The sequence below is a fragment of the Enterococcus sp. DIV2453a genome, from assembly GCF_050533535.1.
Classification (GTDB): Bacteria; Bacillota; Bacilli; order Lactobacillales; family Enterococcaceae; genus Enterococcus; species Enterococcus faecalis.
On sequence record NZ_CP172899.1, the window covers coordinates 721,191 to 740,778 of the forward strand.

Genomic DNA, 19,588 nt, shown 5'->3' on the forward strand with positions numbered 1-19,588 from the left:
AAATAAGGCACAAGTAAAATGGTTCCGTTGGTTTTTCCAAAAAATTAATAACAATTTAATAAGAAAGAACCGACAGAACCAGTTATTCGGCTATTTTTTTAAAATTTTCTTAGGTAATCACCAAACCAAGGGCACTTGCCAAATAAATGGCTTGTTCAGGGGTGACTTTAAGACCTGATAAATAGTTTGGTGAGAAAGTCAAGCGTTCAAAGGTGTTTTGGGAAAAATCCAATCCTTTTAAAGAAGTATTTAACCAATTACTTTCGGTTAAATCGCAAGCTTCTAGAAGGAGTTTCTTCCAGGTGACCTCGAAAAATTCACTTTCGACTAAACGTGTCTGATTAAAGTGAACAAGATTAAAATTTGCAAAACGAAAAGAAGCATAATCGGCTTTGCAATCCTCAAACAGACAATCTTTTAAATAGCTATCTGCAAAATTCGTTCCTGTCAAATTGCAACGAAGGAAAGTCACTCGATGAAAACTGCCAGACAGCCATTCGACGTTAGAAAAATCGCAAGCTTCAAAACGCACATTACTACAATCAAAAGAAGCAAACTGGCCATTTGCTAATGAAAGATGATCGAAAACAGCATCCCGAAAGACTAAGTTACGAACTTCTTGATTCGGTAAATCAATCTGCTGATACAAATGATTTTCTAAGATTGCCTCATCTTCTAATTGACAGTTCGTTAATAGAGGAAGTTGTTCTGGCAAATTTGGTGGCAAGGGATAAGTTATTTTCATAAAACGCCTCTTTCTTCTTGTTGATTTTCAAAGGTTTCATCAATTGAGTAGGCCCGATTATAGAAACGTAGCGCAGTTGTGAAAACATAAGCGCCGGCAAAACCAAGTAAACTACCTAACACAATCCCGACTAATCGATAGTTTAAAAGATTACTAATGACTTGCTGTCGTGCAAGATTTGATAATAATAAGGACATCGGGGTAATAAAAAAGCTGGCAATCGCATAGTTTCTGTTAATGAATCCTTCAAAAGCTGCATATAGAATACTAATGATACCGATTGTTTGTAAAGGTGTAAAGGGAATCATTAATAAAATTGCAGAAAGCAACAAACCAAGACTCGTACCTAGAATCCGTTGCACATTTCGCTGCATCACAGAATGTAAATTTTCCCCTTGTAAAATGGCTGCGCAAGTAAACGTCATCCAATAGGCATTGACTAAATGAAGCGATTGACTTAAATAAGCCGCTAAAAATAAAATGGCCGCATAATGCAAAGCATCTAATAAAGAAGCGGGATCGATATAAAGTCGTTCTTGAAGAGACATCCGTTTTTGAAAAACGTAGGGGCGCTTGTCGATGAAATGAAGCACAATGCCCATGATAATGCCGGTCACTACTCCTAAAAGAACAAAACTGGCCATGATGGGAATCTTATGTAAAGGAAAATTGTTGCTTGTTCCCATTGCGGTTGACATGATAACTAACAAAGCACCAGGCTTCTCAATGCCATACAATCTAAAAAGTAAGCGTGCAAGAAAAGCGACGATGGCAATTGTAATGGGAATCAACCAAGGTACATGGTGACTTAGCATTCCTAAGCTGTTGCCCAGAACAATAAAAAAGCCAACAATATTCAGTCTGCGCAATAATTGGGGCAAAGGAAGCGGCTGATAATAAATAAACGTATAAATGCCCATCGAGCCAAAGGTCCCAATGAGTAAATTATTGGAAAAATAACCAATTAATAATGGAATTGCCATACAAATTGCGACACCAACTAACCGAAATAATTCGTCATTTGCTTTATCAATAGCAAACAAATCCTTTAAAAACGTAGAATTTTTCATATTTTGTCACTCCTTTACTTCCTAATTTACCATAATGTTTAGAAAACTGACAAAAGAATTGCAATAAAAGACAGGAAGAAAAAGAGTGGTTTCTGATAGGAAGAGAAGAAAAATTAAAAAAAGTTAACATTTTGACTTGCAATTTTAATATGAAAAATGTAAGATATATTCCATAGCAATAAATAATTATTAAATTCTGATTTTTCAGAAAATACAGATTGTATTATTTTAGGAGGCAACACTATGAAATTGAAAAAGTCATTAACATTCGGTGTGATTACATTATTTAGCGTAACAACTTTAGCGGCTTGTGGAGGCGGCGGAACGTCAGATAGCTCAAGCGCGTCTGGTGGCGGTAAGGCAAGTGGCGAACAAGTTTTACGTGTCACAGAACAACAAGAAATGCCAACAGCTGATTTATCACTAGCAACAGACAGAATTAGTTTTATTGCATTAAATAATGTATATGAAGGAATTTATCGTTTAGACAAAGATAACAAAGTCCAACCTGCAGGTGCAGCGGAAAAAGCAGAAGTTTCTGAAGATGGACTAACATACAAAATTAAATTAAATAAAGATGCAAAATGGTCAGACGGTAAACCAGTGACTGCTAATGACTATGTTTACGGATGGCAACGAACAGTTGATCCAGCGACAGCTTCTGAATATGCTTATCTGTATGCCTCTGTAAAAAATGGTGATGCCATTGCTAAAGGGGAAAAAGATAAATCAGAATTAGGAATTAAAGCAGTCAGTGATACAGAATTAGAAATCACTTTAGAAAAAGCAACACCATACTTTGATTACTTATTAGCTTTCCCATCATTCTTCCCGCAACGTCAAGATATTGTGGAAAAATATGGTAAAAATTATGCATCAAACAGCGAAAGTGCTGTCTACAATGGTCCATTCGTCTTAGACGGCTTTGATGGTCCTGGTACAGATACAAAATGGTCATTCAAGAAAAACGATCAATATTGGGATAAAGACACAGTGAAACTGGACTCAGTAGATGTGAATGTTGTGAAAGAATCACCAACCGCGTTGAACTTGTTCCAAGATGGACAAACAGACGATGTCGTTCTTTCTGGTGAATTAGCTCAACAAATGGCCAATGACCCAGCTTTTGTTAGTCAAAAAGAAGCATCAACACAATATATGGAACTAAATCAACGTGATGAAAAATCACCATTTAGAAATGCGAACTTACGTAAAGCAATTTCTTACTCAATCGACCGTAAAGCGTTAGTTGAATCAATCTTAGGGGATGGTTCTATCGAGCCAAACGGTTTAGTACCAGCAGATATGGCAAAAGACCCAAGTGGCGGCAAAGACTTTGCTAAAGAAGCAGGTAGTCAAATTGAATATGATACGAAAAAAGCTAAAGAATACTGGGAAAAAGCGAAAAAAGAATTGGGGATTTCAACCTTAACAATGGATATTCTTTCTTCAGATGCAGATTCTTCTAAGAAAACAGTTGAATTTGTTCAAGGGTCAATTCAAGATGCTTTAGATGGTGTGAAGGTAACGGTTAGTCCGGTTCCATTCTCCGTTCGTTTAGATCGTTCAAACAAAGGCGACTTTGATGCAGTAATCGGTGGTTGGAGTGCTGACTATGCTGATCCAAGTAGTTTCTTAGACTTATTTGCTTCAGATAACTCATATAACCGTGGACGTTATAACAATCCAGAGTTTGACAAGTTAGTGAAAGCTGCAAGTAGTGCAGATGCGACAAATCCTGAAAAACGTTGGGATGATATGTTAAATGCAGAGAAAACGATTATGGGAGACATGGGTGTGGTACCATTATTCCAAAAATCAGAAGCGCATTTACGTGCTGAAAAAGTCAAAGATGTCGCAGTTCATCCTGCTGGCGCAACGTATGACTACAAATGGGCATACATTTCAGAATAACCTGACAAAAGATCGATAGCAAACAAAAAAGGACCTTTGCCATGGAATAAAAGGCAACGGTCCTCTTGCTATCTTGTCTTAGACCAAGTAAAATAGTAGAAAGCCTAAAGACAGAATCAGTAAGATGCCCCCAGTTTTTAGCCAGAAAGAGCGATGTGCATCGCCAATGACTGAAAGCGGGATAAACTCTTTCGGTTCATTTTTCTTTTTAAAACGAAACGCGTTTTTCATTGAGCGCTGAAAGTTATCGAAAAAGCCAGAGGACATAATCCATAAAGCAATGCCGATAATTAAAAAGAAAAGCGAAACGATAAAGAAGGTATCTGATAATGAGGAGGTAGTGATAGGTTCTTTACTTATTAATAAGTAAAGAAAAATGCCGATACTGGAAATAACGGCTGTAATAATTGGCCATTTAAAAGTTTTCATGTGTTCACCCTATCTATTATTGTGGTCTATCTAGTCATTACTTTAACGAAAATAACTGAGGAAGTCAAAAAAATCTCGGAGGTGTCATTATTGAATAGTTTTGGAAAATATTTTCTTAAACGGATCTTTTTCATGATTATCACTTTGTGGTTAATCGCAACGATTACGTTTTTCTTAATGCAATTATTACCAGGTACGCCTTATACCAACCAAGAAAAACTTAGTCCAGAAACAATCGCTATGTTGAATAAACAATCTGGCTTAGATAAACCAGTGATTGTTCAATACGGAATTTACTTAAAGAACCTGGTAACAGGAGACTTTGGTATTTCATTCCAATTTAAAAACCAACCTGTTGCTAAGTTATTAGCTGGTCGAATTGGGCCATCCCTTCAACTGGGAGGACAAGCGATTATCTTTGGTACGTTAGTCGGTATTTTATTGGGGATTATCGCAGCGATGCGTCAAAATACTTGGGTAGATACGTTGGCAACATTGTTAGCCATTTTAGGTCGTTCTATTCCAAACTTTGTTTTCGCGGTATTATTACAATACATTTTTGCAATGAAATTAAGAATCTTACCAATTGCTATGTGGAATGGTTTTGCCTACACAATTTTACCAACTATTGCCTTGGCAATGAGTCCAATGGCCGATTCGGCTAGGTTTATTCGAACCGAGATGGTAGAGGTCTTGCATAGTGATTATGTCGAATTAGCCAAAGCAAAAGGCTTGAGTCGCTGGCAAGTTGCATTCCGCCACGGGTTAAGAAACAGTTTAATTCCATTGATTACCTTATTAGGACCTTTAGCCGTTGGTTTAATGACAGGTTCTTTAGTAGTAGAAAATATTTTTGCCATCCCTGGAATTGGGGAACAGTTTGTAAAATCAATTATGACAAACGACTATCCAACAATTATGGCAGTAACTATTTTGTATTCAACAATGTTAGTTGTTGTAATTCTGATTGTTGACTTACTTTATGGTTTAATTGATCCAAGAATTCGCGTATCAGGAGGTGCAAAAGGCTAATGGAAACAGTCAATAAAAATAATCTACCACAAGCGATTAAAGATATTCCGGCAGATGAGTTTCAGCCTCTAAACACTTCAACTCTAAAAGAAAGAGAGCGTATTGCCACACCGTCTTTAAGTTTCTTACAAGACTCATGGCGTCGTTTGAAAAAGAATAAAGCTGCAGTTATCTCAATGAGTTTCTTAGCAGTTATTATCTTTATCTCTATTATTACCATTTGGGTTTCACCACATAACCCAACGAAACAAAATGTTTCTTACATTAACTTACCACCACGAATTCCTGGCTTGGAAAGCGTGAATGGTTTAAATGGTAAAACAACAGTTGCTGGTCAATTAGTTGATAAATATGCACAAGCAAACGTTCCAGATAACGTAAACTTTTATCTAGGAACAGATGGTTTAGGTCGTGATGTCCTAAGTCGTTTATTTATGGGAACACGTATTTCCTTATTAATTGCGTTTATCGCGGCAATTCTAGATATTACGATTGGGGTAACGTATGGACTGATTTCCGGGTTAGTCGGCGGTCGTGTCGATACAGTAATGCAACGTATTTTAGAAGTTCTTTCTGGTATTCCTAACTTAGTTGTTATGATCTTGATGCTAACAGTCTTTGATCCAGGGATTGTTTCGATTGTTTTGGCCATGGTTATTACAAACTGGATATCAATGGCCAGGATTGTGCGAGCCCAGACCATGAAACTAAAAGATCAAGAGTTTGTCATGGCAGCAGAAACATTGGGCGAATCTCGTTGGAAAATTGCTATTAAACATATTTTACCGAATATCTCAAGTGTCATTATTGTCCAAATGATGTTCAGTATCCCATCGGCAATTTTCTTTGAAGCGTTCCTAAGTTTTATTGGGTTAGGCTTACGTCCACCAACCGCATCTTTAGGAACCTTGTTAAACGAAGGATACAAAACTTTCCGTTTCCTTCCATATTTAATGTGGATTCCAGCGGCAACACTTTCAGTTATCATGATTTGTTTCAACTTGTTAGCTGATGGTTTACGTGATGCATTTGATCCTAAGATGAAAGAGTAAGAGTGGTGAATGACTATGGAAAAAGTATTAGAAGTTAAAGACTTAAGAATCTCCTTTGATACATTTGCAGGTAAAGTCAACGCCATTCGTGGTGTGAGTTTTGATCTTTATAAAGGTGAAACGTTAGCCATCGTAGGTGAATCAGGGAGTGGTAAATCTGTTACAACCCGCAGTATTATGCGTTTGTTGAGCAGTAATGCCAATATTGATAACGGGGAAATTTTGTTTAAAGGACAAGATATTGTTCATAAAACAGAAAAACAAATGCAAGCCATTCGTGGTAAAGAAATCGCAATGATTTTCCAAGATCCGATGACTTCATTAGACCCAACGATGCCAATTGGCAAACAAGTGGCGGAATCATTAATCAAACATAATAAAGTCTCAAAAAAAGAAGGCTTAGCGCAAGCATTAGAATTACTAAAATTAGTCGGCATTCCTAATGCTGAAAAACGTTTGAAAAACTATCCACACCAATTTTCTGGTGGGCAACGTCAACGGATTGTCATTGCAATTGCTTTAATTTGTTATCCCGAAGTTCTAATTGCAGATGAACCAACTACAGCGTTGGATGTAACCATCCAAGCACAAATTTTAGAGTTATTAAAAGATTTACAAGAAAAAATTAGCACTTCGATTATTTTCATTACCCATGATTTAGGGGTAGTAGCGAACGTGGCTGACCGTGTCGCTGTCATGTACGGTGGACGTCTGGTTGAAGTGGGAACAGCAGAAGAAATTTTCTATAATCCACAACATCCATATACTTGGGGACTTTTAGGGTCAATGCCAACGATGGAAGGAACAGAAGACAAACTTTATGCGATTCCAGGTTCACCTCCAGATTTATTAGATCCACCAACTGGAGATGCCTTCTATCCACGGAATGAGTTTGCTTTAAAAATTGATACAGAAAAAGAACCACCTTATTTTGAAGTATCACCGACACACAAAGCAGCAACGTGGTTATTAGCACCACAAGCACCAAAAGTTACGCCTCCAGCAGAGATTGTTCGTCGTTGGGCAATTTATGCAGAGCGTCAAAAAAATCCAGGAGGTAGTAATTAATGGCAGAAGAGAAAAAAGTCCTATTAGAAGTCACTGGTTTGAAACAGTATTTCAATGTTGGTCGTAAAGACGAAGTAAAAGCCATTGATGACATTAGTTTTCATATTTATGAAGGCGAAACCTTTGGATTAGTTGGCGAATCAGGAAGTGGAAAATCAACAACTGGTCGCAGTGTCATTCGTTTATATGATCCAACTGCTGGTGAAATTCTTTTCGATGGAAAAGACATTAGCAAAATTAAATCAAAAGCGGACATGCAAGCATTCCGCCGCGATGTTCAAATGATCTTCCAAGATCCATATGCTTCATTGAATCCAAGAATGAAAGTCAATGATATTATTGCTGAAGGAATCGATGTCAATGGATTAGCTAAAACACCAAAAGAGCGGGAAGAAAAAGTCAATGAACTTTTAAAAACGGTGGGATTAAATCCAAGTCACAGTACGCGTTATCCTCATGAGTTTTCTGGTGGGCAACGTCAACGGATCGGGATTGCTCGTGCTTTAGCGGTTAATCCACGTTTCATTATCTGTGATGAGCCGATTTCGGCTTTGGATGTGTCGATTCAAGCTCAAGTAGTAAACTTATTACAAGATTTACAAAAAGAACAAGGCTTAACTTACTTGTTTATCGCACATGACTTATCGATGGTAAAACATATCAGTGACCGAATTGGCGTAATGCACAGTGGGAAATTATTGGAAATGGGCACAAGTGATGATGTCTATAATTTCGGCGTTCATCCTTATACAGAAAGTTTGCTTTCTGCGATACCATTACCAGATCCAGACTATGAACGCACACGTAAACGGATCGTTTACCAGCCTGCAGCGGCAGATGGAAAAGATCGTGAGCTCCGTGAAATTCTCAATGGACACTATGTTTATTGTGCTGAAGACGAAGTTGCAATGTACCGTGAAAAAATTGAAGAGAAGAAAAGAAAAGCTGGTTTATAACCAGCTTCTTTTCTAACTATCTTGGTAGGGTGGTTATGAGATGAAGGCTCTGAAAGCTTATAAATACAGACTTTATCCAACCTCAAAACAAGAAGAGTTTATTCAAAAAACATTTTCTTGTGTTCGCTTGGTGTATAATTTAATGTTACAAGACCGGATTGATATCTACAAAGAGATGCGAAAAAATCCTCAACAAACGTTTAAAATGCCAACGCCAGCTAAATATAAGAAACAATACCCTGTCCTCAGAGAAGTTGATAGTTTAGCCTTGGCAAATGCACAAGTTTATTTGGATCGAGCCTTTAAAAATTTTTATCGGGAAAAAGGGATGGGCTTTCCAAAAAAGAAAAAGAAAGAAACGGTGCATTCCTACACTACGAACAATCAACATGGCACGGTCAAAATTTTGGATAATCGTTATTTGAAAGTACCTAAATTGAAATCTTTAATTAAAATGAAGGTACACCGCCAACCGCTGGGGGAGATAAAATCTGTAACTATTTCTATGAGTGCGAGTCACAATTATTATGTTTCCATTTTGTGTGAAGCGCCGATTGAAACGAAAACAAAGCAACAAAAAATGGTGGGAATTTGTAGCAGTAGGGAAAAATTTGCGCTGCTTTCGAATGGTGAAAGCTTCGAAAAAAGCTATTGTTCAAAGCATTTAAAGCAAAAATTACGTCAAGAAGAACGAAAATTAAACAAGCGTAAAATGATTGCTTTGGAAAAAGGTGTCGATCTTTCGCAAGCAAAAAATTATCAAAAACAAAAAATAAAAGTCGCAAAAATTCGCGAAAAAATAGCCAACCAACGAATGGATATTTTAAACAAAATTACAACGGAATTGGTTTCAAGTTACGATGTTATTTGTATTGAAAAAGCCCATCACAGTAATGAACGGCCGCCAAAACATGATCGTTCTGAACTGGCTTGGTCTTTATTTTTAGCTAAACTGTTGTATAAAGCACAATGGTATGGCAAAGAACTCATTTGTATTGAGTCAGAGGAGATCGAAACAGAGTTGTCTTTTTCTGAAAGTACAGAAAATTCAGAGTATCTTAGAAGCCAAAAAATCTTAGAACGTGGCTTGTCTAAACGAGAAACCTTATAAATAGAAGAACTGTAGGGACTACAGGGATCGCCTAGGGGATAGAAAGTGTACACCATGTGTTGAACCATTTGTTTCTAGGAAGTCACATTGGGACAGTCCACTAATTATTAATAATCAAAATACGAGTTCAAACGAATCTAGTGCTAGATTCGTTTTTTTTTGAGGAAATATGTTGACAACTAGGATAAACTAAGGTAAACTAGTGAAGTTGAGAAATGAAAGCAGAAGCACCCGCTTCTCGCCTTAGTTGAGTATATCGCTGGGCTAGATAAAGTATTCCTTATTTTTTTAAGTAAGGCAGACTGTTGGCGGGTTCTGGATAGGAACCTGTTTTTTTATTGCATTTAGCAAACAAAGCAGACTTCCGTTAGGATTTTCTCTTAAAAATTTTGGAGGTGAATGACCATAGCAAAGGATATGATGGTTAACGACGGCATTCGTGCACGCGAGTTACGTTTGATCGGACAAGATGGTGAACAATTAGGTGTAAAAACCAAAGCAGAAGCATTACAAATCGCTGAATCTGCAAACTTGGATTTAGTACTTGTAGCGCCAGGAGCGAAACCACCAGTTGCGCGAATTATGGATTATGGAAAATTCCGTTTCGAACAACAAAAGAAAGAGCGTGAAGCTCGCAAGAAACAAAAAGTGATCAACGTCAAAGAAGTTCGTTTAAGTCCAACAATTGACGTAAATGACTTCAATACAAAACTTCGTAATGCGCGTAAGTTCTTAGAAAAAGGAGACAAAGTGAAAGCTTCTATCCGTTTCAAAGGCCGTGCCATTACCCATAAAGAGATTGGTCAGAAAGTTCTTGATCGCTTAGCTGAAGAAACTGCGGACATCGCCACAGTGGAACAAAAAGCGAAAATGGACGGACGCAGCATGTTTCTAACGCTGGCACCGAAAAACGACAAGTAAACGAAGAGACCGAGCATTCGGACTTTTGGTAATTTCTACAAGAAGGATATTCGACAGTTGTGACTGTTAGAGTCTTTCACTTGAAGCAAAGATTTTGAGGAGGAAAATTAGTCATGCCAAAACAAAAAACACACCGCGGATTAGCAAAACGTGTAAAACGTACTGGTGGAGGCGGCTTAAAACGTGGCCGTGCCTTTACATCTCACCGTTTCCACGGTAAAACTAAAAAACAACGCCGTCAATTGCGTAAAGCAAGCATGGTTGCAAAAGGCGATTACAAACGTATCCGCCAACAATTAGCAAGAATGAAATAAAACAACTCGGTGACTTTTAGATTACCGTCAAGAGAAACAAGATATTAGGAGGAATTCAACATGGCACGTGTTAAAGGTGGAACAGTAACCCGTAAACGTCGTAAAAAAGTCCTTAAGTTAGCGAAAGGCTACTACGGATCAAAACATACTTTATTTAAATCAGCAAAAGAACAAGTAATGAACTCTTATTACTATGCATTCAGAGACCGTCGTCAAAAGAAACGTGACTTCCGTAAATTATGGATTGCACGTATCAACGCGGCAGCTCGCATGAATGGCTTAAGCTATTCTAAATTAATGCACGGTTTGAAATTGGCAGAGATTGATATCAACCGCAAAATGTTAGCTGACTTAGCCGTTAACGATGCAGCAGCATTTACAGCGTTAGCTGAACAAGCAAAAGACGCTTTAAGCAAATAAGCTTAAATAATCTTTCACACCCTACTCATTGAGTAGGGTGTTTTTTTTTAATAACTCCGTTGGTAACTTTCATCTATAAATGAAAAAACTTGTGAGAGCGGAATTTCTTCAGAAAGACTTAACCAATGCTCTTTATTCATATGATAGGCAGGAAAATAGCCAGGTTGGTTCTTTAATAAGGCAATCAATTCAGGCGCAAGTTTAACGGTTAAAATAGTGAGCTGCTTATTCTCGGTAGCGCCGAGCAGTTGTGCATCCAGTGGCATAATTAAAGCAAACCATTTTGCATTTCTAGGATGACGAAAGACGAGATAGTCTGGGTGTTTTTCAAAAGGGAAATCGGGCGTTATCTGATAACGTTCTTGGATATAGGCGCTAATAGTTTCTTGAAAAGTCATAGGTTTCTTCCTTTCGTTAAGGCTAGGCATATCTATTTACATCATAGCAAAAATTACATAAAATTACTTCGTTCAAAGGAATGGGAGGAGGGAGCAGATGACATTAATTTCAACAATTTTAGTAACCTTGGTGGCTGTAGAATTTTTCTACATTATGTATTTAGAAACGATTGTACCAACATCTGAGACAACAAGCCGTGTTTTTAAAATGGATAAGCAAGAGTTACAAAGAAAATCAGTGACTACATTGTTTAAAAATCAAGGAATCTATAATGGACTAATCGGTGCAGGACTTATTTATAGTGTCTATTTTGCGCAAGCAACGATGGAAATGACAAAATTTTTATTGATTTATATTATTTTAGTGGCGGCGTACGGTAGCTTAACTAGTGATAAAAAAATCATTTTAACACAAGGCGGTTTAGCTATCGTGGCTTTGCTTAGTTTACTTGTTTAGCCATCAGAGTTAATAGAGAGACAGTCAAATCGACAGAAAAAACACGGTAGATTTGACTATTTTTTATAGAATTGAGAGAGACAAAATGTGGTATACTTTGTTTATTAGATAGGGAGGAATTAAAAATGCTGAACCAAAAAGAAGTAAAAAAAACCGATTATCCTCAATTAATTTCTCTATGGCGTTCTTCAGTAGAAGCTACCCATTTGTTTTTGAGTCAGGCAGATATTGATAAAATCGAAGTGGTTTTACCTGATTATTTTCAACAAGTTCAATTAAGTATGTGGTTAAATGAAGAACAGAAATGCGTGGGGTTTAGTGGAACAAACCAACAAACTTTGGAAATGTTATTTATTGACCCAGTCTATTTTCGTAAAGGCTATGGTGGAGAAATTATCAAAAAGTTAATAGAGCAAGAATCAATTGTCTTTGTTGATGCTAATAAACAAAATGAAGGGGCAGTGAAGTTCTATCAATCTCAAGGGTTTCAAGTAATTGGTGAATCAAAGGAAGATCCTCAAGGAAATCCGTTTCCTATTTTACATATGAAACGGATATAGAAAAGAGGGAAGAAATCATGCGGGTAATCGTTACTGAATACCAACCAGCCTGGGTGGAACAGTTTGAAGAAGAAGCCCAAGCGTTGAAACAGATTCTAAAGGAAAATTGTCTTAAAATTGAACATATCGGTAGTACCTCTGTGCCTAATTTAGCAGCCAAACCAATTATTGATTTTTTGATCATTGTTGAAGAAATTGAAAAAGTAGACCTGTTACAAGGGGAATTTGAAAGAATCGGTTATGAATATATGGGGGAATTTGGGCTATCAGGACGTCGTTATTTACGAAAAGGCCCGATAAAAAGAACACATCATGTGCATATTTATCAGTTTGACAATACGCAAGAAATTTTGCGCCATCTTGCTTTTCGAAATTATTTACGAGAAAATCCGGCAATTGCTACAACCTATGGTACATTAAAAAAGCAATTGGCCCAAGCACACCCCGATAGCATTGATAAATATATGGATGGCAAAGATGCGTTCATTAAGAAAATAGAAAAAGAAGCGTTGAAGAAATATTGGGAAAAATAAAAAAAGTTGCTAAAGCTAGCAACTTTTTTTTGGTTCTTTTTTGAAAAAATGATAAAGAAGACCACTTAAAAGAACACCTAGAATAATTCCAATAGCTAAATTATGCGTATAGACGATCACACCCACTGTCACGAGTAAAATAACAATTTCAGTAACTTCAAAAGTTCGGAAAAGCTGCAAACTTTCCCAATCAAAGGTGTCGACTGCCACCGTCATCATGATCCCAATCAATGCAGCTGTAGGAATGGCTACCATCACGGATTTAAAAACAAAAATGAATAGAAGGAGGGTAATACCTGAAATCAAAGTAGAAAGCCGTTTTCGTCCTCCAGATTTAACATTAATGACCGCTTGCCCGATCATCGCACAGCCAGCTTGGCCACCAAAAAAGCCGGTAATTATATTAGCGAATCCTTGCGCCTTAACTTCTCGTTGGCTATCACTTTGGCTCGCTGTCATTTTGTCCACAATGGGGATCGTCAATAAAGATTCAATTAACCCGACCATTGCTAAGGCAACAGAGCTAGGTAAAATAATCCACAACGTTTCTAAGTTGACGGGTACATTAGGCCAACGGATCGCTGGATGAAACTGACTCATTTCACCAAGATCACCTACCGTTTGTAAATGACCTTTTAAAAAATAGGACAGGATAGTCATGAATAAAATAACAATTAAAGCAGGAGGCACAATTGTAATAAACTTAGGTAATAGATAAATAAGTAAGATACTACAGATAATCATGCCGTAGGACCACAGTGTTTGATGAGGCAATTGTTGTACTTGCGCCATGAAAATTAAAATGGCTAACGCATTGACGAATCCGTACATCACTGTCTTGGGAATAAAGCGCATTAATTTATGGATACCTAAATAACCTAAAATAAATTGTAGAAAGCCTGTTAAAATAGTCGCAGCAAGCATGTATGACAAACCGTGTGCTTGAATTAAGCCTGCAAGGACTAAGGCCATTGAACCAGCAGACGCCGAGACCATTGCCGGACGGCCGCCCGTAAAAGTAATCACAAGTAAAGTAACAGCTGAAGCAAACACTGCAGAAAGCGGGTGAACACCAGCAATAATCGCAAACCCGATTACTTCTGGTAAAATGGCGACAGAAGAAACGAGACCGGCAAATAGATCATTTCGTTCATTGCCTAACCATTCGCTTTTTTTAATACTAAATAACATCGAAAAACTCCTTTAAGTTAATAAAACCTTTAAGTTAATAAAACCTTATTCATAATAGCATGAATAAGCTGAAATAAAAAAGTTTGACGTGTTAACGTCAAACTTTTTTATTAGAACTGTAGCAGTGCCAACAACAAAATGGCTAGGACGACTTGAACAGTTCCTACTGATAAACCATAGATTAAGAAACGTTTGCCTTCTTGGAAAAACTTTTTAAAATCGAGTCGTAACCCGATTGCTGCCAAGGCAGTAATTTCAAACCAAGAACTAAAGAAATGAGCAGTCTCACTGATCACGACGGGGAAATGAATCAAACTATTAAAGACACAGGCAATGAAAAAGCCAACTACATACCAAGGTAGGGCACTGCTTTTTTTGGTGACTTCTACCAACTCAGCCTCTGATTCTGCCGTCTTACTTTGCTTGAAACGTCCAAATAAATAGACAACTGCTACGAGTAGGACAATCCGCATAATTTTAAAGAGCATCGCAAGTTGAACTGCGTTCTCATTGACCATATTGGCACTGGCGACAACCTGACCAACTGATTGTAAAGTCCCTCCGATTAGTGCGCTACGAGCCAACAAATTGGTACCATAGAGAATCCCACTTAAAATGGGTAAGGTCAACATTAAAACGGTACCTAATAAGTTTACTAAAGTAATGATTTGGCCTTTTTCTTCCTCATCTGCTTGAATTGCTGGAGCAATCGAAGCAATGGCAGAGGATCCACAAACGGCATTACCACCAGCCATCAATAAAGACATATTATCAGAAAAAGCCAGTTTTTTACCGATCAAATAGGCAAAAATAATGGTCAGCGACATTTGAATGAGAATAAATGCGACACCTTGTAAGCCAATTTGGGCAATCGTTTGAAAGGTCACGGTGGTTCCCAATAAAACAACAGAAAATTCTAGTAATTTACTTTCGGCTACTTTGGTTCCGCGATTTAAATTGGCACCGCGAACAAAGGTATTTCCCAAAAAGATTCCTAGTAAAATAGCTATCGTTGCGGCGCCTAAGCTAGGTAACCAGATGGCAAAAAACTTGCTAAGGCAGGCGACAAGGAAAGCTGTTAGCAAGCCGGGAAGAATTTGTAATAAAGATTGGATATAATCATTTTCTGAATTTTTCATTGAAAAAATCTCTCTTTCTTGTTCATTACTTCCAGTATAACGAAATTTTTTACATTTGAGAAATAAATAGTTAAAATAATATTTATAATAGAAAGTTATCGAAAGGATACCTATGTTTAAATTATTAAAGACGTTTCAAATTGTATATGAGCAAATGAACTTTTCCAAAGCAGCTACCTGCTTATATATCTCACAACCAGCCGTTTCTAATCAAATCAAACAATTAGAAGAAGAATTAGGCTGTTCATTGTTTTTAAGAAATGGTCGACAAGATGTAGTCCCTACTAGGCAAGCGGAAGTCTTGTATAATCGTTTGCTAAATTTAGCTGATGATTGGCAAGAAACATTAACAGCTCTTCATCAGGCGAGATTACCTAAAGAAACTTGCCGAATTGCTGCATCTAATACTTTTGCAGTTTATTATTTGCCGCAACTGATGCAACATTTACAGACAAAGTATGCAACGATCAATTTTGTTTTAGAAATGAACAATTCAGAAGAAGTAGTGGAAAAAGTTGAAAAACATCAAGTTGATTTTGGCTTTATCGAAAAACCATTAATTACGAAAGGCGCCTCTCGTGAAGAAATTATTCAGGATCAATTGGTTTTAGCTGGGGACCCTGCCAATCAGAATTGGTTGGTGCGTGAAAAGGATTCTGGGGTCTTTCATTATACCCAACAGTATTTAGAAGAAAGTAATCAAAGCCCAACACTCATGACGGTTAAAAATAATGAAATGATTGTTAAAATGTTGGAATTGGGCATGGGGCAATCGTTGCTTTCAAGAAAAGCGATTACTGAAAAAATTCCTTTCCAAACGTTAGGTGAAAAGTACTGGCGTTCCTTTTATTTTTTGACACGGGGACATTTAAAATCCTCCTTGCTTCAAGAAGTAAAACAAGCAATTTATCGATTCTATCAGACGGAAATGAATAAATACTAAAACGTTCTCTTTGTTTATTTATCAATCTTTGACTACACTAAAGAAAACGAAGGAGGGAACCACAATGCCTAAATTTTCACCTTGTTTATGGTTTGACACACAAGCGGAAGAAGCTGCTAACTTCTATACAACAATCTTTGAAAAAGGTGCGATTCTAAGTAAAACGAACTACGTTAATGAGGAGCACCAACCTCAAGGAACATCATTAATGACCATTGAATTTACCTTGGCGAACCAAACAATCATTGGTTTAAATGGCGGACCAGAATTTTCCTTTACGCCAGCTAGTTCATTTTTTGTTGAATGTACAACATTACCACAAACAGAAACGTTGTGGAAAAATTTAACAACAGATGGACAGATATTGATGCCTTTTGGGGAATATCCTTTTAGTCGTTTATATGGTTGGGTAGTGGACAAATTTGGTGTCTCTTGGCAAGTGTCTTTTTCAGGAAAAGAACAAACAATTGTACCAACCTTTATGTTTGCTAATGAAAAATATGGCGAAGCAGCCAAAGCTCTATCAGAATGGTTGGCGATTTTCGGTCCAGGCGAAATAATTGAAAAAGTTGAATATGAAGATGGGAACATTGCGCAAGCACTTTTCACATTACAGGAGCAACCGTTTCGAGTAATGGATGCACGAGATAAACATGACTTTGATTTTACCATGGCTTTCTCCATTTATATTGATTGTGAAAATCAGGAGGAAATAGATCGGCTATGGCAACAAGTGACTGCTAAAGGGAAAGAATGGCCGTGTGGCTGGATGGAAGATCAATTTGGAGTCAGTTGGCAAACAGGCAATCCTGAACTGAAACGTTATTTATCTGACTCAAATCCAGCTAGAGCAAATGAAGTGACCAAAAAATTGTACCAAATGAAAAAAATAGATTTAAACCAGTTAAAAGAAGTGTATGACAAATATAATCATTAGAAAAACTGAGGTTGTCTGATCCACTACACTTTGGTACGTTGGTATCAATTCCAATACATGGAACATACTAGAGTTGAAGGACTTGTCTTTTAAGGATCAAGACCTTCAACTCTTAAAAAAGGCTCGATTCTTGCGAGTTCCAAAGAAGCCACTTCTATTCTGTTGTTTATCTTAATGGTTAGGACTCTGCCGATTTTTTTATAAGATTATGCTATAATTAAGAGTAGTAAATTATTGAAGGAAAAATGAAAAGTCCAAAATAGGAAGTGGTAAAATGATTGAGTTAATTGTGTTGTTAACAGTTTTTACTTATGGAACGAACTTTGTTTTATATCTTATTTTGAAAAATAAAAAGTCCATGCCAATTGTCGAAAAAGCTTCTATTGTATTAGGAATCAATATGTCTGTGTTATTATTAGATGGTATTTTTGCTTTTGTTGGTAAATTCATCATGTTATCAGAATGGGAATTATTAGCGCCTATTTTTGAAATAGTGTAAAAATCATCATAAAGTCCTATATCCAAAAAGAATGAAGTTTGTTAGGATAAGAAAGATGAAAATTTAGAAATAAAAGAGGTGGGATTGCATGGCTAAAATCATGATTGTCGAAGATGAAACAACCATTCGAGAATTAATTAGCGAGGAATTACAAAAATGGCAATTTGAAACGATTGGAACAACCGATTTTAATGATGTATTGGATGATTTTCAAGAGGAGAATCCTCAATTAGTCTTGATGGATATTAATTTACCTGTGTACGACGGGTACTATTGGTGTCAAAAAATTCGTGAAGTTTCTAAAGTACCAATTATTTTTATTTCGAGTCGTAGTACCAATATGGATATGATTATGGCGATGAACATGGGCGCGGATGATTTTGTTACAAAACCGTTCCAGATAGATGTTTTAATTGCTAAAATCAATGCTTTGTTGCGCCGCTCTTATAACTATTCCGATACGGATAGTGAAGTGCTTTCACATAATGGCATTACTTTAAATGTGGACAATGGACGAATGGAAATCAAAGGCGAAATGATCGATTTAAGTAAAAATGAATACCGATTACTGTATCTTTTAATGAAAAAGCACGGAAAAATTTTAACACGTGAAAAACTATTGCGCGCTTTATGGGATGATGAACGTTTTGTGGATGACAATACGTTGACGGTAAATATCAATCGTTTACGAAAAAAAATTGAGCAAGCAGGGATTGCTGGCTATATTGAAACCAAAGTGGGCGTCGGTTATATGGTGCCCTAGATAGGAGTAGACAATGACCATTCTAAAGTATTTAAAAGATCGCTGGTTATTACTAATTGGTTGGTTATTTTTTCTGTTCTTAACTTGTTTTATTTTATGGTTGGCTCCTAATGTCCGCTTAGATTGGACAGTGGTTGGCTATATCTTTTTACTGCAAAGTGTTTTTTTATCGCTATTTTTAACAATTGATTATTATTTAAAACGTAAGTGGTGGCTTTCGTTGGCAACGGAAAAAGAGCCGCCTTCTTTACAAGAATATTTGAATACAGCAGAAAAAGAAGAAGAACTACTTGTCCAAACGTATATTAACGGTTTATTGCAAGAGCACCAACAAACCATGCAGCAAGCAATTAACAACCAACAGGACCAAAAAGATTACATTGACTCTTGGGTTCATGAAATCAAAGTCCCCCTAGCGGCTATCACGTTACTGGTACAATCCGTCGAAGATGATATTCCAGAGAAAAAATATTATCTATTGGAAAATGAGTTAGGGAAAATTGATGAATATGTCGAGCAAGTCCTATATTATGCTAGACTGGACAGCTTTTCTCGAGATTATTTACTCCAAGAATATTCTTTAAAAGAAATTGTGCAATCTGTTGTTCGTACGCAAGCAAATTATTTTATCCAAAAAAGATTGCAATTCTCAATTGAAGGGGAAGATGAAGCGGTTTTAACCGACCGAAAATGGGTCATTTTTATTTTCCGCCAATTATTAAGTAATGCAGTCAAGTATACGCCAGAAGGCGGCACGATTACGGTCCTAATTTCCAAAAATAAACAAGGTATTTATTTATCTTTAAAAGATTCTGGGATTGGCATTCCGACACAAGATCAACGACGCATTTTCGATAAAGGATTTACTGGTGAAAACGGGCGAAAAAGCGAACAGCATTCGACTGGTCTTGGCCTGTATTTGGCCCATAGCTTAGCGAAAAAGTTAGGTCATGATTTAACAGTCGAATCGACAGAAGGGCAAGGTACGACGATGACATTGTTTTTCCCTTCCCTCAGTTATTATAATGAAGTGAAATAAAAAGTAGGTCTATCAGCAAACTAAAGAGGTGATAGGCCTTTTTTTATTTATTAAAACTTTCTTGCTAACTTCTCTTACTCTTCTTAGTTGTTTAGAA

23 protein-coding genes and 1 other annotated feature are annotated in these 19,588 nt (G+C 36.9%); of the genes, 17 read left to right on the forward strand and 6 right to left on the reverse strand.

What is annotated here, in order from left to right; genetic code table 11:
- Positions 1-109: 109 nt before the first annotated feature.
- Complete coding sequence (locus IGK03_RS03540; RefSeq protein WP_002355781.1) at positions 110-745, reverse strand: pentapeptide repeat-containing protein; 636 nt, start codon at positions 743-745, stop codon at positions 110-112.
- On the reverse strand, positions 742-1,815 hold the full coding sequence (locus IGK03_RS03545) for an FUSC family protein (RefSeq protein WP_002355782.1): 1,074 nt from the start codon (positions 1,813-1,815) through the stop codon (positions 742-744). The genes IGK03_RS03540 and IGK03_RS03545 overlap by 4 nt, the downstream gene beginning before the upstream one ends.
- Positions 1,816-2,058: 243 nt before the next feature.
- Between IGK03_RS03545 and opp1A the strand changes: the two genes are divergently transcribed.
- On the forward strand, positions 2,059-3,729 hold the full coding sequence (gene opp1A / locus IGK03_RS03550; protein WP_010816372.1) for an oligopeptide ABC transporter substrate-binding protein Opp1A: 1,671 nt from the start codon (positions 2,059-2,061) through the stop codon (positions 3,727-3,729).
- A gap of 78 nt (positions 3,730-3,807) precedes the next feature.
- Here the strand turns inward: opp1A and IGK03_RS03555 are convergent, their stop codons facing one another.
- The gene (locus IGK03_RS03555; protein ID WP_002355784.1) at positions 3,808-4,158 is read right to left on the reverse strand and encodes a DUF3899 domain-containing protein; all 351 of its coding nucleotides are present in this window, start codon (positions 4,156-4,158) and stop codon (positions 3,808-3,810) included.
- 90 nt (positions 4,159-4,248) lie between these two features.
- Between IGK03_RS03555 and opp1B the strand changes: the two genes are divergently transcribed.
- From opp1B to rplT, 8 genes are all read left to right on the forward strand, one after another.
- Positions 4,249-5,190: an oligopeptide ABC transporter permease Opp1B gene (opp1B, locus tag IGK03_RS03560; protein WP_002381304.1), complete on the forward strand. Its 942-nt coding sequence runs from the start codon at positions 4,249-4,251 to the stop codon at positions 5,188-5,190.
- A complete protein-coding gene (gene opp1C, locus IGK03_RS03565; RefSeq protein ID WP_002355787.1) occupies positions 5,190-6,242 on the forward strand; it encodes an oligopeptide ABC transporter permease Opp1C in 1,053 nt (350 codons plus the stop codon). The genes opp1B and opp1C overlap by 1 nt, the downstream gene beginning before the upstream one ends.
- A gap of 9 nt (positions 6,243-6,251) precedes the next feature.
- Positions 6,252-7,310, forward strand: a complete 1,059-nt coding sequence (gene opp1D / locus IGK03_RS03570; RefSeq protein ID WP_002355794.1) for an oligopeptide ABC transporter ATP-binding protein Opp1D — start codon at positions 6,252-6,254, stop codon at positions 7,308-7,310.
- Positions 7,310-8,266 carry an oligopeptide ABC transporter ATP-binding protein Opp1F gene (gene opp1F / locus IGK03_RS03575; protein ID WP_002355795.1) on the forward strand — a complete coding sequence of 319 codons (957 nt, stop codon included), beginning with the start codon at positions 7,310-7,312 and terminating at the stop codon, positions 8,264-8,266. Before opp1D ends, opp1F begins: the two co-directional genes overlap by 1 nt.
- A 40-nt stretch (positions 8,267-8,306) precedes the next feature.
- Positions 8,307-9,377: an RNA-guided endonuclease TnpB family protein gene (locus tag IGK03_RS03580; protein ID WP_010775667.1), complete on the forward strand. Its 1,071-nt coding sequence runs from the start codon at positions 8,307-8,309 to the stop codon at positions 9,375-9,377.
- A gap of 213 nt (positions 9,378-9,590) precedes the next feature.
- Positions 9,591-9,722: a sequence feature (ribosomal protein L20 leader region), on the forward strand.
- A gap of 54 nt (positions 9,723-9,776) precedes the next feature.
- The gene (gene infC / locus IGK03_RS03585; RefSeq protein WP_002355797.1) at positions 9,777-10,298 is read left to right on the forward strand and encodes a translation initiation factor IF-3; all 522 of its coding nucleotides are present in this window, start codon (positions 9,777-9,779) and stop codon (positions 10,296-10,298) included.
- 113 nt (positions 10,299-10,411) lie between these two features.
- Positions 10,412-10,612, forward strand: a complete 201-nt coding sequence (gene rpmI, locus IGK03_RS03590) for a 50S ribosomal protein L35 (protein ID WP_002355798.1) — start codon at positions 10,412-10,414, stop codon at positions 10,610-10,612.
- Positions 10,613-10,672: 60 nt separating this feature from the next.
- On the forward strand, positions 10,673-11,032 hold the full coding sequence (gene rplT / locus IGK03_RS03595) for a 50S ribosomal protein L20 (RefSeq protein ID WP_002355799.1): 360 nt from the start codon (positions 10,673-10,675) through the stop codon (positions 11,030-11,032).
- 47 nt (positions 11,033-11,079) lie between these two features.
- Here rplT and IGK03_RS03600 read toward each other — a convergent pair whose 3' ends face one another.
- Complete coding sequence (locus IGK03_RS03600) at positions 11,080-11,460, reverse strand: MmcQ/YjbR family DNA-binding protein (protein ID WP_002393469.1); 381 nt, start codon at positions 11,458-11,460, stop codon at positions 11,080-11,082.
- Between the two features lie 67 nt (positions 11,461-11,527).
- Between IGK03_RS03600 and IGK03_RS03605 the strand changes: the two genes are divergently transcribed.
- The 3 genes from IGK03_RS03605 to IGK03_RS03615 all read left to right on the forward strand — a co-directional run bounded on the left by IGK03_RS03605 (position 11,528) and on the right by IGK03_RS03615 (position 12,980).
- Positions 11,528-11,887: a DUF1304 domain-containing protein gene (locus IGK03_RS03605; RefSeq protein ID WP_002370721.1), complete on the forward strand. Its 360-nt coding sequence runs from the start codon at positions 11,528-11,530 to the stop codon at positions 11,885-11,887.
- Between the two features lie 65 nt (positions 11,888-11,952).
- Entirely contained in the window at positions 11,953-12,447 is a 495-nt protein-coding gene (locus IGK03_RS03610; RefSeq protein ID WP_002368164.1) for a GNAT family N-acetyltransferase, read from the forward strand.
- Positions 12,448-12,464: 17 nt separating this feature from the next.
- Entirely contained in the window at positions 12,465-12,980 is a 516-nt protein-coding gene (locus IGK03_RS03615; RefSeq protein WP_010775668.1) for a GrpB family protein, read from the forward strand.
- A gap of 15 nt (positions 12,981-12,995) precedes the next feature.
- Here the strand turns inward: IGK03_RS03615 and IGK03_RS03620 are convergent, their stop codons facing one another.
- Together IGK03_RS03620 and IGK03_RS03625 are read right to left on the reverse strand one after the other, a co-directional pair.
- Positions 12,996-14,171: a SulP family inorganic anion transporter gene (locus tag IGK03_RS03620; protein ID WP_010775669.1), complete on the reverse strand. Its 1,176-nt coding sequence runs from the start codon at positions 14,169-14,171 to the stop codon at positions 12,996-12,998.
- A 110-nt stretch (positions 14,172-14,281) separates the two neighbouring features.
- Positions 14,282-15,310 (reverse strand): YeiH family protein, encoded by a 1,029-nt coding sequence (locus IGK03_RS03625; RefSeq protein WP_002383354.1) that lies wholly within the window; start codon positions 15,308-15,310, stop codon positions 14,282-14,284.
- A 112-nt stretch (positions 15,311-15,422) separates the two neighbouring features.
- Between IGK03_RS03625 and IGK03_RS03630 the strand changes: the two genes are divergently transcribed.
- From IGK03_RS03630 to sapS, 5 genes are all read left to right on the forward strand, one after another.
- Positions 15,423-16,253 carry a LysR family transcriptional regulator gene (locus IGK03_RS03630; RefSeq protein WP_002361368.1) on the forward strand — a complete coding sequence of 277 codons (831 nt, stop codon included), beginning with the start codon at positions 15,423-15,425 and terminating at the stop codon, positions 16,251-16,253.
- A gap of 64 nt (positions 16,254-16,317) precedes the next feature.
- Entirely contained in the window at positions 16,318-17,190 is an 873-nt protein-coding gene (locus tag IGK03_RS03635) for a VOC family protein (RefSeq protein ID WP_430602474.1), read from the forward strand.
- A 274-nt stretch (positions 17,191-17,464) separates the two neighbouring features.
- The gene (locus IGK03_RS03640) at positions 17,465-17,689 is read left to right on the forward strand and encodes a hypothetical protein (RefSeq protein WP_002355808.1); all 225 of its coding nucleotides are present in this window, start codon (positions 17,465-17,467) and stop codon (positions 17,687-17,689) included.
- A gap of 88 nt (positions 17,690-17,777) precedes the next feature.
- Positions 17,778-18,452, forward strand: a complete 675-nt coding sequence (gene sapR / locus IGK03_RS03645) for a two-component system response regulator SapR (protein ID WP_002355809.1) — start codon at positions 17,778-17,780, stop codon at positions 18,450-18,452.
- Between the two features lie 13 nt (positions 18,453-18,465).
- On the forward strand, positions 18,466-19,491 hold the full coding sequence (gene sapS / locus IGK03_RS03650) for a two-component system sensor histidine kinase SapS (protein WP_002361370.1): 1,026 nt from the start codon (positions 18,466-18,468) through the stop codon (positions 19,489-19,491).
- Positions 19,492-19,588 lie beyond the last annotated feature (97 nt).

Coding starts and splice junctions, on each gene's coding strand:
- IGK03_RS03540 (WP_002355781.1), bottom strand. CDS start 745: ATGAAAATAACTTATCCCTTGCCACCAAATTTGCCAGAACAACTTCCT.
- IGK03_RS03545 (WP_002355782.1), bottom strand. CDS start 1,815: ATGAAAAATTCTACGTTTTTAAAGGATTTGTTTGCTATTGATAAAGCA.
- opp1A (WP_010816372.1), top strand. CDS start 2,059: ATGAAATTGAAAAAGTCATTAACATTCGGTGTGATTACATTATTTAGC.
- IGK03_RS03555 (WP_002355784.1), bottom strand. CDS start 4,158: ATGAAAACTTTTAAATGGCCAATTATTACAGCCGTTATTTCCAGTATC.
- opp1C (WP_002355787.1), top strand. CDS start 5,190: ATGGAAACAGTCAATAAAAATAATCTACCACAAGCGATTAAAGATATT.
- opp1D (WP_002355794.1), top strand. CDS start 6,252: ATGACTATGGAAAAAGTATTAGAAGTTAAAGACTTAAGAATCTCCTTT.
- opp1F (WP_002355795.1), top strand. CDS start 7,310: ATGGCAGAAGAGAAAAAAGTCCTATTAGAAGTCACTGGTTTGAAACAG.
- IGK03_RS03580 (WP_010775667.1), top strand. CDS start 8,307: ATGAAGGCTCTGAAAGCTTATAAATACAGACTTTATCCAACCTCAAAA.
- infC (WP_002355797.1), top strand. CDS start 9,777: ATGACCATAGCAAAGGATATGATGGTTAACGACGGCATTCGTGCACGC.
- rpmI (WP_002355798.1), top strand. CDS start 10,412: ATGCCAAAACAAAAAACACACCGCGGATTAGCAAAACGTGTAAAACGT.
- rplT (WP_002355799.1), top strand. CDS start 10,673: ATGGCACGTGTTAAAGGTGGAACAGTAACCCGTAAACGTCGTAAAAAA.
- IGK03_RS03600 (WP_002393469.1), bottom strand. CDS start 11,460: ATGCCTAGCCTTAACGAAAGGAAGAAACCTATGACTTTTCAAGAAACT.
- IGK03_RS03605 (WP_002370721.1), top strand. CDS start 11,528: ATGACATTAATTTCAACAATTTTAGTAACCTTGGTGGCTGTAGAATTT.
- IGK03_RS03615 (WP_010775668.1), top strand. CDS start 12,465: ATGCGGGTAATCGTTACTGAATACCAACCAGCCTGGGTGGAACAGTTT.
- IGK03_RS03620 (WP_010775669.1), bottom strand. CDS start 14,171: ATGTTATTTAGTATTAAAAAAAGCGAATGGTTAGGCAATGAACGAAAT.
- IGK03_RS03625 (WP_002383354.1), bottom strand. CDS start 15,310: ATGAAAAATTCAGAAAATGATTATATCCAATCTTTATTACAAATTCTT.
- IGK03_RS03630 (WP_002361368.1), top strand. CDS start 15,423: ATGTTTAAATTATTAAAGACGTTTCAAATTGTATATGAGCAAATGAAC.
- IGK03_RS03635 (WP_430602474.1), top strand. CDS start 16,318: ATGCCTAAATTTTCACCTTGTTTATGGTTTGACACACAAGCGGAAGAA.
- IGK03_RS03640 (WP_002355808.1), top strand. CDS start 17,465: ATGATTGAGTTAATTGTGTTGTTAACAGTTTTTACTTATGGAACGAAC.
- sapR (WP_002355809.1), top strand. CDS start 17,778: ATGGCTAAAATCATGATTGTCGAAGATGAAACAACCATTCGAGAATTA.
- sapS (WP_002361370.1), top strand. CDS start 18,466: ATGACCATTCTAAAGTATTTAAAAGATCGCTGGTTATTACTAATTGGT.